Origin of the sequence: Morganella morganii, assembly GCF_019243775.1 — a bacterium.
GTDB classification, from domain to species: domain Bacteria; phylum Pseudomonadota; class Gammaproteobacteria; order Enterobacterales; family Enterobacteriaceae; genus Morganella; species Morganella morganii.
In genome coordinates this window covers 2,973,676-2,991,078 of sequence record NZ_CP069157.1, presented here as the reverse complement: position 1 = coordinate 2,991,078, position 17,403 = coordinate 2,973,676, and the positions used below count along the sequence as shown (strand labels likewise).

Sequence of the window (17,403 nt, the reverse complement as noted above, 5' to 3'; positions counted from 1 at the left end):
GGCCTATTGTCCCGCGATAAGGTGGTGCGCCAGGGCAAAATGAACCAGATCGATCGTGCTGTCGCACTGCAGTTTGCCCAGCACATTGGCGCGGTGGACATGCACAGTTTTATGGCTGAGTTCGAGTTTATCCGCAATCGCCCTCACACTCATCCCGGCCACCAGCAGATCAAACACCTCACGTTCACGCGGGGTCAGCTCTTCCAGCGCCCGGTTTTCCGGTGGTGACTGACGCAGCGCGCGCATGGCATCCGCACACAGATAGCAGCCACCCTGATGCACGGAACGCACCGCCTGAACCAGCTCTTCCGGGCCGCAGCGTTTGGTGAGATACGCACTGGCACCGGCGTCCAGCGCACTCTGCACAAAGGCCGGGGTATCATAAATACTGAGAATGATGGTTCGGAAGGCGGTTTTGCGCTCCCGCAGGCGGGCGAGCAGCTGTAATCCGTTTTCATCCGGCATGGAAATATCCATGATCACCACATCAATATCCGGACGGGTCAGTGCGGGCCAGGCTTCCGCCGCACTGGCATATTGTCCGGCGATGGTAATATCCGGCTCCAGTGTCAGGAGCTGGGCGAAACCGGATCGCACAACTACATGGTCATCGATGAGCGCTATTTTTATCATGTCCGGACAGCGTATTATCAGCAGAAAGGGATCAATTATTGACAGAGGTTATATCAATATAGCGGGTGATAATCGAGGATATTCATACAGAAATCCGCTCCCCGGCTGTTTTTTTACCGCTTAACCGATTCGGTTGCAGGTAAATTATTTCACATAGGCAAGCAACGGCAGTGAATCACGGGCCAGTGCGGTGCATTTGTAGTTTTCCGGCAGCTTTATATGTTTGATGTCGAAATAGTTATCTTTATTCATTTCCGCCATCTGCCGGGTATCATAATTGCTCATATCCCAGCGGTTACTTTTGGCAAACAGTAAGATCGCTTTTTCGATACGGGCATTCGGTAAATCCCCGTAGCCGCAATCATTTTTCAGATAAATAAAAACCGCAGTCAGTCCGGCGAGGTCTTCAGCCTGTGACGGCGTCAGCGCTTTCGCGGGCAGGGAAAGCAGCAGGGCACAGCTGAATAAAGCGTGAATGAATATTTTCATAGTAAGTAGTTTACCGGTGGCGCCTGTCAGTTTATGTGAAGATTTTAATAGTTTTGTCGCGAATGTCATCCGCTGACTAAAGTGGTGTAAAGCCCTTATTCCGGAGAAGGGAATACATTGACTTTGCCCTTAGGGCAGGGTTTAGCCTGCGCTATAACAGAACCCAATCATTTTGTCATAGCATATCACCACTGATGATAAAGGAAGCATATCATGCAACGACGCGATTTTTTGAAATATAGCGCATTCCTAGGTGCTGCCACGATGCTGCCGGCATGGAGCCGGTTTGCTTTTGCGGCACAGGAACGCCCGGCTCTCGGTATTCCGCCCCTGTTAACAGCGGATAATGCCCAAAAAATCACCCTGAATATTCAGCAGGGGAAAATGGCGTTTATTCCCGGCAAAACCACCCAAACCTGGGGATATAACGGTGATTTACTGGGCCCGGCACTGAAACTGCGGCGCGGTAAACCGGTGACGGTGGATATCGTCAATAAACTGCCGGAAGCGACCACGGTTCACTGGCACGGTCTGGAGATCAGCGGAGAGCAGGATGGCGGGCCGCAGGCCATTATCGCCCCGGGCGGCACCCGCACGGTCAGTTTCACGCCGGATCAGCCGGAAGCCACCTGCTGGTTCCACCCGCACACCCACGGCAAAACCGGCCATCAGGTCGCGATGGGACTGGCCGGGCTGGTGCTGATTGAGGATGACAATACCGCTTCAACCGGCTTGCCGGGTGAGTGGGGCATTGATGATATCCCGGTGGTATTGCAGGATAAGCGTCTGACTGCAGACGGCGAAATTGATTATCAGCTGGATGTGATGTCAGCGGCGGTCGGCTGGTTTGGTGACACTATGCTCACCAACGGTGCGGTTTACCCGCAGCATATGGCCCCGCGCGGCTGGTTGCGTCTGCGGCTGCTCAACGGCTGTAACGCCCGCAGTCTGCAGATGGCAGCCGGTGACGGGCGTCCGCTGTATGTGGTCGGCAGTGACGGCGGCCTGCTGGCCGAACCGGTAAAAGTGCAGGAGCTGCCGATGCTGCCGGGGGAACGGTTTGAAGTGCTGGTGGATACATCGGACGGAAAATTCTTTGATATTGTCACCTTGCCGGTTCGTCAGATGGGGATGACCCTGGCACCGTTTGACGGCCCGCTGCCGGTGCTGTCCATCCGCCCGACTCTCGATGCCGCGCGTGGTAAGCTGCCGGATGTGCTGGCCGCCATGCCTGCCCTGATCGACACCTCCCATCTGCCGGTGCGTGAGTTCCGTCTGATGATGGATATGCGCCTCGACATGCAGGGCATGATGATGCTGACCGACAAATACGGCCCGCAGGCGATGGCCGGGATGGGCATGCACGGCGGCATGGGCGGCCATATGAGCGGCGGACACATGGGCGGAATGAATAATAATGGTATGGGGCGCGGTATGCGCGGCGGCCACTGCGGCTCCGGTGAGGTTGATCTGATGAATGCCAACAGCATCAACGGCATCCCGTTCTCCATGACCGAAAGTGCCTTTGATGTGAAACAGGGGCAGGCGGAGCGCTGGATTATCTCCGGTGTCGGCGACATGATGCTGCACCCGTTCCATATTCACGGTACCCGTTTCCGTATTCTCAGCGAGGGCGGACGCACACCTGCGGCCCACCGGCAGGGCTGGAAAGATATGGTGCGGATCGAAGGCAATGTCAGCGAAGTGCTGGTGAAATTCGACCATCCGGCCACCAATGCGCATCCGTTTATGGCGCACTGTCACCTGCTGGAACATGAAGATACCGGTATGATGACCGGCTTTACTGTCACGGCCTGAATATAAAATTAACCGGCGACAATCCGCGTCAGTCATGGCGCGGATACTGTTTATCTGTCCGTGGTATGCTAAACTAACGCGCTTTCTGACCGGTATTAAACCGGGTTTAATGCCGAACCACTGAAACAGCGTACCGTTGACGACAAAAAAATCATGAAGAAACACACCTTAGATACAATGATCTCCGAAGCTGAGATTCAGCAGCGCGTTGCCGATCTCGGCAGCGAAATTTCCGCACACTATCGTCACAGCAACAAAGAGCTGGTCTTAGTCGGGTTACTGAAAGGATCTTTTATTTTTATGGCCGATCTGTGCCGTAAAATTGATGTTCCGCATGAAGTCGATTTTATGACGGTATCCAGTTACGGCAGCGGCACCTCGTCCACCCGTGATGTGAAAATTGTCAAAGACCTGGACGAAGATATCCGCGGCAAAGACGTGCTGATCGTGGAAGATATCATTGATTCCGGAAATACACTGCACCGTGTGCGCGACATTCTGTCTCTGCGCGGCCCGAACTCCGTGGCTATCTGCACCCTGCTGGATAAACCGTCCCGCCGTGAGGTGGATGTGCCGGTTGACTGGGTCGGTTACGCAATCGAAGACAAATTTGTGGTCGGCTACGGCATCGACTACGCCCAGAGCTACCGCCACCTGCCGTATATCGGCCATGTGACACTGCTGGAAGAGTAATGTGTCCGGTTGTGAATATAAAAACGGCACCCGAAGGTGCCGTTTGCTTTTACGGTGATCAGGACGACGGCATATTTGAAAGTTTGGCCACGGCCTGGCGGTAAGCCAGTTCCATTTTTTCGCGGCTGTCAGAGCTGATATCCAGATCATGCAGCAGGCCGTTGTTAATCCCGTAGATCCAGCCGTGGATCATCACACGCTGGCCGCGTTTCCACGCTGCCTGCATAATGGTGGAGTGCCCCAGGTTATACACCTGTTCCACCACGTTCAGTTCACACAGACGGTTGATGCGGTCCTGTGGTGCGAGTTCGCCCAGCAGGGAGCTGTGCTGATACCAGATATCACGGATATGCAGTAACCAGTTGTTGATAAGCCCCAGCTCGGTGCCCTCAATTGCGGCCTGAATACCGCCGCAGTTGTAGTGACCGCAGACGATAATATGTTCAACCTGGAGCACATCCACGGCATACTGGATGACGGACAGGCAGTTCAGGTCGGTATGGATGACAAGGTTTGCCACATTACGGTGAACAAACAGATCGCCCGGTGCTGCTTCGATCAGTTTTTCGGCGGGAACACGGCTGTCGGAGCAGCCGATCCAGAGAAAACGCGGCTTTTGAGCCTGTGCTAACTCTTTGAAAAATTCCGGATCTTTTTCGTTTACAGATTCGGACCACTGTTTGTTATTGGCAAACAGTTCTTCGATTTTTTTCATCATGACGGATAGCCTGTTGCAGATCCTTTAGCTAGAATCTTTTGTATAAAAAATTTAAATTTTAATAAATTGTTATTAAATAATTTCAGCAAAGAAGACAAATTGTCAAGAACCGATTCCGGTTCGCAGGTATTATTTCGGTTTATATTGCACCCAAATTTCTAAATTAAAAAGGTATTTTTCTGTTATGACCTATGCACTGGAAATATCACAATTAACCAAGCAGTATGCGGGAGGCGTGCAGGCTTTACGGGGAATTGACCTGAAAGTCAGTGCCGGCGATTTCTACGCCCTGCTGGGTCCGAACGGCGCGGGAAAATCCACCACCATCGGGATCATCAGTTCACTGGTGAATAAAACCGGCGGCAAAGTCTCCGTGTTCGGTTATGACATCGATACCGATCTGGTTCTGGCCAAACGTCAGCTCGGCCTGGTACCGCAGGAGTTTAACTTCAACCCGTTTGAGACCGTACTGCAGATTGTCTTACAGCAGGCGGGCTATTACGGGGTGCCGCACAAACTGGCGCAGGAGCGGGCGAAAACCTACTTAACGCAGCTGGATTTGTGGGAGAAACGTGATGAGCGCGCGATGCGTCTGTCCGGCGGGATGAAGCGCCGCCTGATGATTGCCCGCGCACTGATGCATCAGCCGAAACTGCTGATCCTCGACGAACCGACCGCCGGGGTGGATATCGAACTGCGCCGCTCCATGTGGGGGTTCCTCAAGACCCTGAATGCACAGGGCACCACGATCATTCTCACCACGCACTATCTCGAGGAAGCGGAAATGCTGTGCCGCAATATCGGGATTATCCAGCACGGCGAACTGGTGGAAAACACCAGTATGAAAGCGCTGCTCGGTAAGCTGGAATCGGAAACCTTTATCCTCGATCTGGGCTCAAAAAACCCGCTGCCGCAGCTTGAGGGCTACACGTTCCGGCTGACTGATACCTCAACGCTGGAGGTGGATGTCCGCCGTGAACAGGGGCTGAACGGCGTTTTTGCCCAGCTGAATGCGCAGGGCATTGATGTGTTAAGCATGCGCAACAAAGCGAACCGGCTGGAGGAATTATTTGTGCATCTGGTGAATCATGATTTGGAGGCTGCAAAATGATGTCGCTGTACTGGGTGGCGCTGAAAACAATCTGGCGCAAAGAAATCACCCGTTTTATGCGGATTTGGATCCAGACGCTGATCCCGCCGGTGATCACCATGTCACTCTATTTTATTATTTTCGGTAATCTTATCGGTAACCGGATCGGTGAAATGGGCGGTGTCGGTTACATGCAGTTTATCGTGCCCGGCCTGATTATGATGTCAGTGATTACGAACTCCTATGCCAACGTATCCTCTTCTTTTTTCGGGGCAAAATTCCAGAAAAGTATTGAGGAACTGCTGGTGGCGCCGGTGCCGACCCACGTCATTATCGCCGGGTTTGTCGGCGGTGGTGTGGCGCGCGGTGTGCTGGTCGGGATCCTGGTCACATTAGTATCTCTGTTCTTTGTGCCGTTACAGATCCACTCCTGGTTTATGATCATTGCCACGCTGCTGATGACTTCCATTCTGTTCTCGCTGGCGGGGCTGCTTAATGCGCTGTTTGCGAAAAGCTTTGATGATATCAGCATTATCCCGACGTTCGTCCTGACGCCGCTGACCTACCTGGGCGGGGTGTTTTACTCCCTGACGCTGTTACCGGCGTTCTGGCAGGCGGTGTCCAAACTGAACCCGATTGTCTATATGATCAGCGGCTTCCGTTATGGTTTCCTCGGTATCAGTGATGTCTCTCTGACCACCACCCTCGGGGTACTGAGCTTGTTTATTGCGGTGTTTTATCTGCTCACCTGGCGCCTGATTGAGAAAGGGCGCGGTCTGAGAACCTGACCCTGCTTTCTGATCATCCGCCCGGCACATGGTTGCCGGGCTTTTTGTATCTGTCCTGATTATTTTCCTGCGCTATGTAATTATTTTTCCTCGGTTTATCTCCGATTAATACAGACCTTCTCCCGTTCCCGCCACTGCCAAAGTTAAATCACAGAATTAGTATGCGTTTATCTCCTGCTGCATAGATTAATTAAATTAATGTGTTTATCGTGTATGGGCTGGTAAAAACCGGCTGTGTACTGATGTTTAAGGATAAATTTCATTCTGTTTCATTATTACATTCGGAGATATTTTTATGGGTATCGCTACATACGACAGGGAAGACGGATGGTCGTTTATCGATGATGTGTTAAGCAGCCCGGGACGGGGTAACGGACGCTGGATTAATAATAAAATTTCATATGATGCCTTTGATGCGGGCAGTCAGATTGTCAGAGCCAATACCGGCTGGAATGGCGCGGGTGTGCTCGGGCAGCCCGCGGAAGTAACCTATTCATTCCCGACATGGGAGGGAATGTATTATAACGGCGCAGGAAACACCGGCCTGAAGGGTTTTAATGACTATCAGAAAGATCAGGCCCGTTTATCACTGCAGTCATGGGCTGATGTGGCAAATATTACCTTTAAGGAAGTGGATGCCGGCCGGGGGGAAATCTATACCAATATCACCTTTGGTTATATCAATGATAAATACACTCAGGCCTATGCCTGGCTGCCGCACACCAAAGATTATTCGGGTGATGTGGTGACTGATTCGCGGGGTTTTGATGTCTCCGGCCAGTCCTGGTACAGCTCAGAACCCGGGGCGCTGAATGTGACACCGGTGACCGGAAACTATGGCCGCCTGACATTTACCCATGAAATCGGTCATACCCTCGGGTTAAATCATCCGGGCAACTATAACGCCGGTCAGGGGCGTCCTTCCTATAAAGATGCGGATTATGCCGAAGATACCCGTCAGTACAGCGTGATGAGTTACTGGAGTGAGAAAATCACCGGTGCAGACCACAAAGGCTACTACGCTTCCGCGCCGCTGCTGGATGACATTACGGCGATTCAGAAACTGTACGGTGCAAATTATAACATCCGCACTGATGACACTGTTTATGGGTTTGGTTCCAATACCGGGCACGATTATTACACCGCAAAGAGTATCACAGACAAGCTTATTTTCACCGTCTGGGACGGCGGTGGCAATGACACCCTGAATTTCTCCCGTTATAAGCAGGATCAGAAAATTTCCCTGCGCGAAGGGGATTTCTCGGATGTCGGCGGCCTGAGCGGAAATGTGTCAATTGCACACGGTGTGGTGATTGAAAATGCCTTCGGCGGGTGCGGAAATGATGTGATCATCGGCAATGATGCGGACAATATTCTGAAAGGCAATGCCGGGGATGATGTGCTGTACGGTGGTGCCGGGCAGGATCAGTTGTGGGGCGGTACCGGGAACGATATTTTCGTGTTCTCGGCGGTGACGGATTCCCTGTATGACCATCCGGATCATATCCGGGATTTTTCAACCGGCCTGGACAGTATTGATTTACAGGGACTGAATCAGAACAGCGCCGGGGAAAAATTCATTTATTTCACCGATGAATTTACCGGTGCGGCCGGTGCGGCCGAGCTCCGGTACAATGAAGGGCTGAACCTGACAGAGTTGCTGATTAATATCAGCGGAGATCCTTACAACTATGATTTCAGAGTGGATATCACCGGCCAGGTGAACGTTCACACTGACTTTATCGTTTAACACAGCAGGCGGGCGCGGCCGGTGCGGCGTCCGCAGTATTCAGGAATTCACTATGCAAATATCCCGGCCATTATTGTTTTCGTTGTTGCTATCTGGGCAGAGCGCGGCAATCAGCCAGAAAATTCCCGCTGCAGAAGCGCTTCAGGGGCCCTGGCAGTTTACGGAGGACGGGCAGACGCTGCCGGTCGGACTCACGGCGGTTCCCGACAGCACAACAGACGGGTTTCAGCTGCATTTCACGGCACAGCCGCAGATAACGGCCTGGCGTCCGGCGCCGGACGGCATTGCGTTTCTTACTGCAGACGGCACCACACGTTATTTCTTTTCCGCCGAAGCCCCCGGCCGTTACCGCGCGGAAATCTGGCATGAAAATGGCGCCTGTCTTCTGAAAGAGTAATTACCTCTCTTTTTTACCTGGTGAACAATATTATCAATCCCGGCAGACATGCCGGGCGGAGTCCCTGTATATGCTTTCCGGGAAAACCAGAAATGACATTACGGCATTTATTGCCGCCCGCAAGTCCCTGTTTACCTCACTGGCATTATTCAGCGGACTGATTAATCTGCTGATGCTGGTGCCGTCTGTGTATATGCTGCAGGTGTACGACCGCGTTCTGCCCTCCGGCAATGAAATGACGCTGCTGATGCTGACGCTGATAATGGCCGGATTACTGGCACTGACCGGCGGCCTCGATTATTTGCGCAATATGCTGGTGATCCGCATGAGTAACCAGTTTGATCTGGCGCTGAATACCCGTGTTTATGACGCGGCGTTTCAGGCAAAACTGCACCGTACGCCGGGGCATCTGCCGTTACAGGCACAGACCGATCTGATGATCCTGCGCCGTTTTATCACCGGCAACGGTATTTTTGCTTTTCTCGATCTGCCCTGGTTCCCGCTTTATCTGCTGGTGATCGCCCTGTTTAATCCGTGGCTGGGATTGTTTGCCTGTGGCGGTGCCGTCGTGCTGATCGCGCTTGCGCTGCTCAATGAACGGCTTTCCGGGCCGCCGCTGACCGCTGCAAACCGCTCTTCCGCCGCCGCACAGGGCATGCAGGGCAGCCATTTTGCCCATACTGAACCCGCAGAGGCGATGGGAATGCAGCAGTATTTGCGTCAGCGCTGGCTGAACCGGCACTGCGACAGCCTGAAGAAACAGACACAGGCCAGTGATTATTCAGCAAAAATCATGACAATCACCAAAACCATCCGCCTGATCCTGCAATCCCTGATGCTGGGGCTGGGCGGCTGGCTGGCGCTGGATAATACCATCTCGCCGGGCATGATGATTGCCGGGTCGATTCTGCTGGGACGCGCGCTGTCACCGGTCGAACAGGTCACAGGCGTATGGAAAAGTGCCAAAGAGAGCAGGCTGGCGTATCAGCGGATTACTGCGTTGCTGGCGGCTCACCCGCAACCACCGCAGAAGCTGGCACTGCCGGTTCCGCAGGGTAATTTGTCCGTCTCCGTGATGCAGGCGGGTTATCCCGGCGCTGACACACCGCAGCTGCACAATTTGCATTTCAGCCTTGTACCGGGGGAGGTGCTGGGGATCATCGGTCCGTCAGGTGCCGGAAAATCGGCACTGGCAAAACTGCTCGCCGGGTTATGGCCTGCAACACGCGGGGCTGTCCGGCTGGACAGGGCCGATCTCTGTCAGCAGGACAAAGCGGTGTCCGGCAAATATATCGGTTATCTTCCCCAGGAAATTGCACTTTTTCCCGGCACAATCGCCGATAATATCGCCCGTTTCGATCCTGATGCTGATCCGGAAAATATCATCCGTGCGGCGCAACTGGCACAGGTACATGAATTGATCCTGCAACTGCCGCAGGGCTATGAAACCCTGACCGGGGCAGACGGTACCGGCCTTTCCGGCGGTCAGCGGCAGCGGATCGCCCTGGCGCGGGCACTGTACGGCTCACCGGCACTGATCATTCTGGATGAACCCAATGCCGCGCTGGATGATGCCGGGCTCAGTGCGCTGTTAGCTGCCATGGATACGCTGAAAAAACAGGGAAAAACCATTGTGCTTATTACTCACCATAAACCGCTGCTGTCCGTGACGGACAAGCTGTTGCTGCTTACAGGCGGACGGATGCAGCTTTTTGGCCCGGCGGAGAAGGTCATTGAAACACTTAATAATCAGGCGGGTAAAAATAATGATCACTAAATGGTTGTCTGCGGCGCCGGGGGTAAAAACCGATACCGGCGGGTATCAGCGCGCGGGGAAATATGGGGTTGTCCTGGGCCTTGCCGGTTTTTTGTTGTGGGCGGGATTTGCACCGCTTGATCAGGGCGTTGCCGCATCAGGAACGGTTGTGATTGCCGGTAATATCAAGCAGGTGCAGTCTCCGGCGGATGGCGTGATTTCTGAGATTTATGTGCAAAACGGCCAGCGGGCGGAAAAAGATCAGGTGCTGGTACGGCTGCGTCCGGTGCAGTCTCAGGCTCAGGCAGTATCGCTGGCAGAGCAGCTCGACAGCACACTGCTGATACAGCGGCGGCTGGAGGCAGAGCTGCGTGGTGAAGCGGCATTTACCCCGGCGGCGGATGATGTCTTTTATGCGCCGCCCGTGTATGGCCGGGCACAGTTACAGGCGCAGAATGCACTGCTTACAGACCGGCGGCTTGAACTGGAGAGTGAGATTCAGGCCCGCCGGGTCACGGTCGACGGCCTGACGCAGCGGCTTATCACTCTGCGGGAGATTGCCCGCAGCACTGCGCAACAGGCGGACAGCCTGACGGCACAGGCGGCAAATCTTAAATCGCTGGCGGATGAGGGGTATCTGCCGCGCCATCGCTATCAGGAAATTCGCCGGGAAAGTGCGGCACTGCGCAATCAGGCGGATGACACCCGGTTACAGATAAGCCGTGCAGAGGAAGAAAAAGCCGCGCAGACAGAGCAGATCACACAGCGGCGGGCAGCTTTTCACAGCGGGATCCGCGAGGAGTTATCGCGCCTGTCAGTTCAGCGCAGTGAGCTGAAAAAACAACAGATTATCGAAAACGATCGGCTGGAACAGCATGTTATCACCGCGCCGGTGACCGGCACTGTTATGGATGTGTCCGTGTTTACCGCAGGCGGTGTGGTGCAAGCCGGGGAAAAACTGATGTCGGTGGTGCCGGAACAGCAGACGCTGATTATTGAAGGCAAATTATCACCGCAGTGGATAGATAAAGTCGCCCCCGGTCAGTCTGCGGATCTGCTGTTTACCGCCTTCAATCAGAACCTGACCCCAAAACTGCGCGGCGAACTGACAATGATCTCCGCCGATCGTCTGATAAATCCGGCAAACGGGGAACCTTACTATCAGATCCAGATCGTGGTGCCGGAAATGGCGGCGGCTCAGGTGATCAAACCCGGTATGCCTGCTGAGATTTTTATCCGTACCGGTGAACGGTCTCTGCTCAGTTATCTGTTTAAGCCTGTGACTGACCGGCTCTTTTTCGCACTGACCGAGGAGTGATCTGTATGCATTCTGCAAAACGCCTTTTTGCGGCACTGCTGTGTCTGTTGTCCGCCGGTGTGCAGGCGGTGACATTATCTGAACTCGGTCAGTCCGCGCTGAACAATGATCTGCCATTCCGTGCTGCGGGAAAGGCTTATGAGGCGGAACAGGCGGAGGTTGCCGCCGGGAAATCGCACCTGCTGCCGTCCGTCGGGCTGAGTTATCAGAACACGTCGTATAACCGGCTGACACAGCGGGCACCGGTGACCTCTCAGCGGCATTACAGCAGCCATTCCCTCAACCTGGTGGTGACACAGCCGCTGTTTGATTACACAGCATACCATCAGTACCGGGCAGCACAGATACGCGGTACTGCCGCAGAGAGCCGCTTGCAGATACAACAGGCAGAGCTTATCAACCGGCTGGTCTCTGCGTATCTGAACCTAGCCTGTGCTCTGGAACTACAGAAAACAGACCGGCTCCGGCTGGCACTGAATACTGCTCAGCTGGGGGCTGCACAGCGCCTTTTGCAGCTCGGGGAGGGCACTGTGACAGAGGTTGAATCCGCCCGTGCCCGTCTGCGGCAGCGTCAGGCGCAGATCGCGGAAACAGAAGCGGAAAGTCTGAATGCGTTGCTGATATTGTCTGATCTTACCGGCCTGGCGCAGTTGCGGATGCAGGATCTTCCGGCACTGAAAGCGGGGGATTTCCGGCTGCCGTACCTGAATGACGGCGACTATGCGGATCAGGAACAGCAGATGCTGGCGGTGCATCCGGAAATCAAAGCGGCACAGCAGGAAACCGCGCTGGCAAAAGCGGCGGCAGAGGTACAGCGCGGGGCATTTATGCCATCAGCACAGCTCTTTACCGCCTGGTCGGATACCCAATCGGACAGCAATGATACTGTCGGTCAGCGCTACCGTAATCTCAGTGCCGGGATTCACATTTCCGTTCCGCTGTTCAGCGGCGGAAAAGATCTGGCGGGGATGCGTAAGGTATCTGCTCAGATTCAGCAGGCGCAGTATGAACAGGATGCACTGATACAGACACTCCGGCGTGACCTGGCACGTCAGTATCAGGTGTTCCGCCACAGCGGCATACAGCTGGCGGCGCTGGAGCAGGCCGCAGCGGCTGCGCGGTTACAGGTAACGGCGGCGGAAAAAGGGTATGCGGCGGGGCAGAACAGTCAGCCGGAGGTGGCACATGCCCGGGAACAGTATTATCAGGCGGAGCAGGAGCTGATAAAAGCCCGCTATGACGGGCTTCTGGCCTGGTTCCGGCTGCGTCATTACAGCAGCGCGCCGGAAACCGGGCTTTTCAGGCAGATTGAGGACTATTTTACAGTGACGGAGAGACCGTCTCACTGACCGCCGGGTTCGGCATGTTAACATGCAGGCAGTCGATCAGGCGGATATTTCCCAGCCAGGCGGAGGCCAGAATCACGGCCTTCTCGCTGTTGACGCGCACAGCTTCCAGGTCATCGGCATCACAGATTTCCAGGCTGATATCGCGGAATCCGGCACGGCTTAAATCATCACGGGCATTATCCAGACTTTCGGCAATGGCACTCGGGCGTTCACGGATCATATCCGCGAGGGTCTGCATAACCTGATACAGATGCGGTGCCGCCTCTTTTTCCTCTTTATTCAGCAGGGTATTGCAGGAGCTGAGTGCCAGCCCGGTTTTTTCCCGGACGGTCGGAATGGTGGCCAGTGCGATATCATAATTCAGGTCACGGATCAGACGGCGGATAGTCAGGAAACGCGGATGGTCGTTGGTACCGAAGAAAACGATATCCGGTTGTACCAGATTGAACAGCTTGCACATCACGGTGGCGATACCGCGCAGACGGGTGCGCTGATGCGGCTCATCACACTGACTGAGCAGCGGCGGTACAACCACCTGAGTCTGGTGAGCCAACCCGTGCGGATAGACATCACTGACCGCCGGGGCATACACCAGATCCACCTGCGCTTTGCTCAGTTTTTCGCAGTCTGCCTGGAGAGTGCGCGGGTAGCGCTGCAAATCATCTTCGCGGGGGAACTGGAGCGGATTCACAAAGACAGACACCACGACAATATCCGCCTGGTTACGGGCTTCTTTTATCAGTGCCAGGTGGCCGTCATGCAGGTTTCCCATTGTCGGGATAAACGCAACACGTTTGCCGTCAGTCCGCAGACGGGCAATCTCTTTGCGCAGGATCAGCGCAGTTTCAATAATCCGCATCAGTGTCTCCTTGTCTGTCTGTTGAGCAGAAAGTTCAGCGTACCGGCTCTGATGATGACCAGAGGCCAAGCCCGTTTTCCGGGGTGCGGGCAACAACCGCCGCAAGTGACTCGCCGTCCGGCAGAATCAGCCCGGGGGCGATTTCGGCGAGCGGGTACAGCATAAATTCACGCACTTTCAGGCCGTAATGCGGCACGGTCAGCCGCGCATCACTGATGACCATATCACCAAACAGCATGATATCTAAGTCTAATGTGCGGGGACCCCAGCGCTCATCCTTACGGACACGGCCGTGAGCCAGTTCGATAGCCTGGGTGGCATCGAGCAGCTGGTGCGGTGTCAGGTCAGTTTCCAGCAAAACAGCCGCATTAAGATAATCAGGCTGTCCGGCGGGGCCCATCGGCGCGGTGCGGTAAAAAGCGGAGTGGCGCACCAGGCGGCTTTGCGGGACAGCACTCAGCGCGGCAATCGCCCGGTTGACCTGGTCAAGCGGATCGGCAAGATTACTGCCGATCGCAATATAGACCGGAATCATGATTCACTGTTTCCGTTACCCTGACGGGCACGCGGATGGCGGCGGCGCGGGCGCGGACGGCGTTTGACCGGATCACTGCCCAGTTCAGTCACCATAGAGCGCTGCTGCGGGGCATTCGCCTGCTGGAAATCTGCCCACCAGTGAGCCAGTTCCTGTAACTCATGACGGCCTTCCACATTCGCACGCAGTTCGAGCAGGTCAAAGGCGGCGCGGAATTTCTGATTTTCCATCAGACGGATCGCGCGTTTGCCCTGACGGCGCGGCAGACGTAACTGTAACTGCCAGATATCACGCATAGTGGTGGTCAGGCGTTTCGGAATAGCAATCGCGCGGCACTGTTCATCCAGGATGTCATTAATGGCAATCGCGAAGGCTTCGTAATAGGCCAGCCCGCTCTCCTGAGCCAGTTTTTCTGCATGTTCGCACAGCGGATACCACAGCATCACGGCAAACAGGAAGGCCGGATTGACGCGCTGATCATTATGAATACGGTAGTCAGTATTTTTCAGTACCTGATCCACGATACGGGACAGCGGGGTGTCCGGGTTCTCTTTCAGCGGCCCGGCAACCAGCGGGAACAGCATATCCAGCAGATCGTATTCACGTAATAATTCAAACGTACGGTGTCCGTCACCGGCCTGTAATAACTTGAGTACTTCCTCGAAAAGACGCGCAGGCGGGATATCACGCAGCAGTGTGCTCAGCGTGCGGATAGGCGCGGCGGTCTCCGGTTCGATGGTCATATCCAGTTTGGCGGCAAAACGGATGGCGCGCAGCATACGCACCGGGTCTTCCCGGTAACGGGTTTCCGGATCGCCGATCAGACGGATAATGCGCTGCTGTAAATCTGCCAGTCCGCCGACATAATCACGGACGGTAAAATCAGCCACGCTGTAATAAAGGCTGTTAATGGTGAAATCGCGGCGGACGGCATCTTCTTCAATGGTGCCGAAAATATTATCGCGCAGCAGCATGCCGTTTTTGCCCTGCTGAGAGCGGGCTTTGCCGTCATCAGCTGGTTCGTTATTGTCATGCGGACCACGGAAGGTCGCGACTTCGATAATATCCGGGCCGAACATAATGTGAGCCAGACGGAAACGGCGGCCGACCAGACGGCAGTTGCGGAACAGTTTTCTCACTTCGTCCGGCGTGGCATTGGTCGCGATATCGAAATCTTTGGGTTTGCGCTCCAGCAGCAGATCACGGACACCGCCGCCGACCAGATAGGCGTCAAAACCTGATTTATTCAGGCGGTACAGAACCTTCAGCGCATTCTCGCTGATGTCCTGACGGGAAATAGAATGACTGTTGCGGGGAATTACCGTTGCGCTGACTGTCCCGCTGTTATCCATATTTTTTGCCGGTTTTTTGCGTTTAGCGGCAGGACGCGCGGGGGAAGCCTCACGGGGTGACGGATTCTGCGGCGTATGGTCAGCATTCGGGGCCGGCCTTTCACTGGCAGCCTCTGTGCAATCTGCCTTATTCTCGCGGGAAATCAGACTGCGACAGAACTTTGCGACTCGGTTTAAAATGGTACACCTCTGTATAACAATTAAATGAACTAAAAAATAAGCGACTAATAATATCGTACACTTGGTTTTTTGAGAATGCTTTAGCCCGGATATTGCGGAATTATTCCCTGTCCGTCACCACATCATCACGCGGTACGGCAGCAATATCCCAGTTCCGCACACTGTATGCCAGCAGTTCAGTCAGGGAAAGCGACAGCGGATCCGTTTCCGGCAGCGGCTGCCGGAGTACCTGCAACGCCTGCCATAACAGCGGGCGCGGATCACTGAGCGGCACCGGGGTGGCATGATTTTGCTTGGAGAGTTTACGCGCCGCCGGGCCCAGCATCAACGGCAAATGCAGATAATGCGGCTCCGGCAGCCTGAGCTGGCGGTATAATGAGAGCTGATGTGAGGTGGGATACAGTAAATCCGCGCCTCTGACCACCTCTGTCACACCCTGATAATCATCATCGAGCACCACCACCAGGTTATAGGCAAAGAGCTTATCTTTGCGGAAGATAATGATATCTTCCTCTGCTGTGGCGTTATCCGTAAACACATCGCCCCGCAGGCCATCGGTAAAATGGTACACCGGATGCGTCCTGATAAGCCGCAGCGCGGCGTTATCCGGCGGCAGGCCGCGCTGACGGCAGGTGCCGGGGTAATGGCCGCCGCTGTCATGTACATCATGCCGTGTGCAGGTGCAGTAATAGCACAGCCCGGTGGCTTTCAGCTGTTCAATCACGTCACGGTAAGCATCATGGCGGCGCGACTGATACAGCACATCGCCGTCCCAGTGCAGGCCGTAATGGTCAAGAATACGCAGAATGGCATCCGCAGCACCCGGTACTTCACGGGGCGGGTCGATATCATCAATACGGAGAAGCCAGCGTCCGCCGAGGTGACGGGCCTGAAGATAACTCCCCAGTGCGGTCACCAGAGAGCCGAAATGAAGCGCACCGGAAGGTGAGGGTGCGAAGCGGCCGGTATAACCGGGCGCTGAGCCGGCAGAATATTCCGTCATCTGTAGTGGCATAAAAACGGACGGCGCTGTCAAAGCGCCGTCTGTGGTGAATCTGTCAGCCCGCCATCTGCTTTTCGCGGATTTCAGCCAGCGTCTTACAGTCGATACATAAATCTGCGGTCGGACGCGCCTCTAAACGGCGGATACCGATTTCAACCCCGCAGGACTCACAAAAACCAAAATCGTCGTCCTCAACCTTTTTGAGGGTTTTTTCGATCTTTTTGATCAGTTTGCGTTCGCGGTCACGGTTGCGCAGTTCCAGGCTGAATTCTTCTTCCTGAGCGGCACGGTCAACCGGGTCCGGGAAGTTAGCTGCTTCATCCTGCATGTGCGTGACAGTGCGGTTTACTTCATCCCTGAGTTGGTTGCGCCATGCTTCAAGTATCAGCTTGAAATGGGCCAACTGGGCTTCGTTCATGTATTCTTCGCCTGCCTTCTCGTGATACGGCTCCACGCCGGCAATGGCAAGAATGCTCAGGGACGAGGTTTTACGTTTTTGCCCTTCTTGCATAATGCTTCTCCTACACACGCATGTCTGACAATATCCCTTAGAGGGGAAAAATAGGCCGCTATAGATAGCAGATGATTATGGATAATGCAACCCTTGCTTTCATTAGTTTTGTAAGGTGTGAAGAACAGCGTGTTTATTCACCCCGCAACTCACAAAACATCCTA

The 17,403-nt window shown here is 54.6% G+C and carries 17 protein-coding genes; 9 read left to right on the top strand and 8 right to left on the bottom strand.

The features are described from left to right. Nucleotides 1-3 precede the first annotated feature (3 nt). On the bottom strand, nt 4-633 hold the full coding sequence (locus tag JL661_RS14405; RefSeq protein WP_049242421.1) for a response regulator transcription factor: 630 nt from the start codon (nt 631-633) through the stop codon (nt 4-6). A gap of 144 nt (nt 634-777) precedes the next feature. Then, nucleotides 778-1,122, bottom strand: coding sequence for a YacC family pilotin-like protein (locus JL661_RS14400; protein ID WP_024472749.1), 345 nt, complete (start codon nt 1,120-1,122; stop codon nt 778-780). Nucleotides 1,123-1,335: 213 nt separating this feature from the next. Here JL661_RS14400 and cueO point away from each other — a divergent pair, with 213 nt between their 5' ends. Continuing rightward, the gene (cueO, locus tag JL661_RS14395; RefSeq protein WP_062773043.1) at nt 1,336-2,940 is read left to right on the top strand and encodes a multicopper oxidase CueO; all 1,605 of its coding nucleotides are present in this window, start codon (nt 1,336-1,338) and stop codon (nt 2,938-2,940) included. Nucleotides 2,941-3,093: 153 nt separating this feature from the next. Next, nucleotides 3,094-3,633 carry a hypoxanthine phosphoribosyltransferase gene (hpt, locus tag JL661_RS14390; RefSeq protein ID WP_015422488.1) on the top strand — a complete coding sequence of 180 codons (540 nt, stop codon included), beginning with the start codon at nt 3,094-3,096 and terminating at the stop codon, nt 3,631-3,633. 58 nt (nt 3,634-3,691) lie between these two features. Here hpt and can read toward each other — a convergent pair whose 3' ends face one another. Next, entirely contained in the window at nt 3,692-4,351 is a 660-nt protein-coding gene (gene can / locus JL661_RS14385; protein WP_004236004.1) for a carbonate dehydratase, read from the bottom strand. A 184-nt stretch (nt 4,352-4,535) separates the two neighbouring features. On the opposite strand from can, the gene JL661_RS14380 reads away from it, so the two are divergent. The 7 genes from JL661_RS14380 to JL661_RS14350 all read left to right on the top strand — a co-directional run bounded on the left by JL661_RS14380 (nt 4,536) and on the right by JL661_RS14350 (nt 12,799). Beyond that, nucleotides 4,536-5,462 (top strand): ABC transporter ATP-binding protein, encoded by a 927-nt coding sequence (locus tag JL661_RS14380; protein WP_004238932.1) that lies wholly within the window; start codon nt 4,536-4,538, stop codon nt 5,460-5,462. Continuing rightward, the gene (locus JL661_RS14375; RefSeq protein ID WP_004236001.1) at nt 5,459-6,229 is read left to right on the top strand and encodes an ABC transporter permease; all 771 of its coding nucleotides are present in this window, start codon (nt 5,459-5,461) and stop codon (nt 6,227-6,229) included. The genes JL661_RS14380 and JL661_RS14375 overlap by 4 nt, the downstream gene beginning before the upstream one ends. Before the next feature lie 295 nt (nt 6,230-6,524). Next, nucleotides 6,525-7,979 (top strand): serralysin family metalloprotease, encoded by a 1,455-nt coding sequence (locus JL661_RS14370; protein WP_062773046.1) that lies wholly within the window; start codon nt 6,525-6,527, stop codon nt 7,977-7,979. 52 nt (nt 7,980-8,031) lie between these two features. Beyond that, complete coding sequence (locus JL661_RS14365) at nt 8,032-8,376, top strand: AprI/Inh family metalloprotease inhibitor (protein WP_036408608.1); 345 nt, start codon at nt 8,032-8,034, stop codon at nt 8,374-8,376. A 70-nt stretch (nt 8,377-8,446) separates the two neighbouring features. Continuing rightward, on the top strand, nt 8,447-10,153 hold the full coding sequence (locus tag JL661_RS14360) for a type I secretion system permease/ATPase (protein ID WP_049246127.1): 1,707 nt from the start codon (nt 8,447-8,449) through the stop codon (nt 10,151-10,153). Then, nucleotides 10,143-11,450 (top strand): HlyD family type I secretion periplasmic adaptor subunit, encoded by a 1,308-nt coding sequence (locus tag JL661_RS14355; protein WP_032097811.1) that lies wholly within the window; start codon nt 10,143-10,145, stop codon nt 11,448-11,450. The genes JL661_RS14360 and JL661_RS14355 overlap by 11 nt, the downstream gene beginning before the upstream one ends. 5 nt (nt 11,451-11,455) lie before the next feature. Beyond that, nucleotides 11,456-12,799, top strand: a complete 1,344-nt coding sequence (locus tag JL661_RS14350; protein WP_062773049.1) for a TolC family protein — start codon at nt 11,456-11,458, stop codon at nt 12,797-12,799. Here JL661_RS14350 and panC read toward each other — a convergent pair. The 5 genes from panC to dksA all read right to left on the bottom strand — a co-directional run bounded on the left by panC (nt 12,771) and on the right by dksA (nt 17,239). Further along, complete coding sequence (panC, locus tag JL661_RS14345) at nt 12,771-13,658, bottom strand: pantoate--beta-alanine ligase (protein WP_024472742.1); 888 nt, start codon at nt 13,656-13,658, stop codon at nt 12,771-12,773. The two genes, JL661_RS14350 and panC, sit on opposite strands and share 29 nt — an antisense overlap. A gap of 34 nt (nt 13,659-13,692) precedes the next feature. Continuing rightward, nucleotides 13,693-14,193 carry a 2-amino-4-hydroxy-6-hydroxymethyldihydropteridine diphosphokinase gene (folK, locus tag JL661_RS14340; protein WP_062773052.1) on the bottom strand — a complete coding sequence of 167 codons (501 nt, stop codon included), beginning with the start codon at nt 14,191-14,193 and terminating at the stop codon, nt 13,693-13,695. Continuing rightward, a complete protein-coding gene (gene pcnB / locus JL661_RS14335; RefSeq protein ID WP_024472740.1) occupies nt 14,190-15,545 on the bottom strand; it encodes a polynucleotide adenylyltransferase PcnB in 1,356 nt (451 codons plus the stop codon). The genes folK and pcnB overlap by 4 nt, the downstream gene beginning before the upstream one ends. A gap of 280 nt (nt 15,546-15,825) precedes the next feature. Next, nucleotides 15,826-16,728, bottom strand: a complete 903-nt coding sequence (gene gluQRS / locus JL661_RS14330; RefSeq protein ID WP_024472739.1) for a tRNA glutamyl-Q(34) synthetase GluQRS — start codon at nt 16,726-16,728, stop codon at nt 15,826-15,828. Nucleotides 16,729-16,783: 55 nt separating this feature from the next. Then, nucleotides 16,784-17,239, bottom strand: coding sequence for an RNA polymerase-binding protein DksA (dksA, locus tag JL661_RS14325; protein WP_004238923.1), 456 nt, complete (start codon nt 17,237-17,239; stop codon nt 16,784-16,786). Nucleotides 17,240-17,403: the final 164 nt, after the last annotated feature.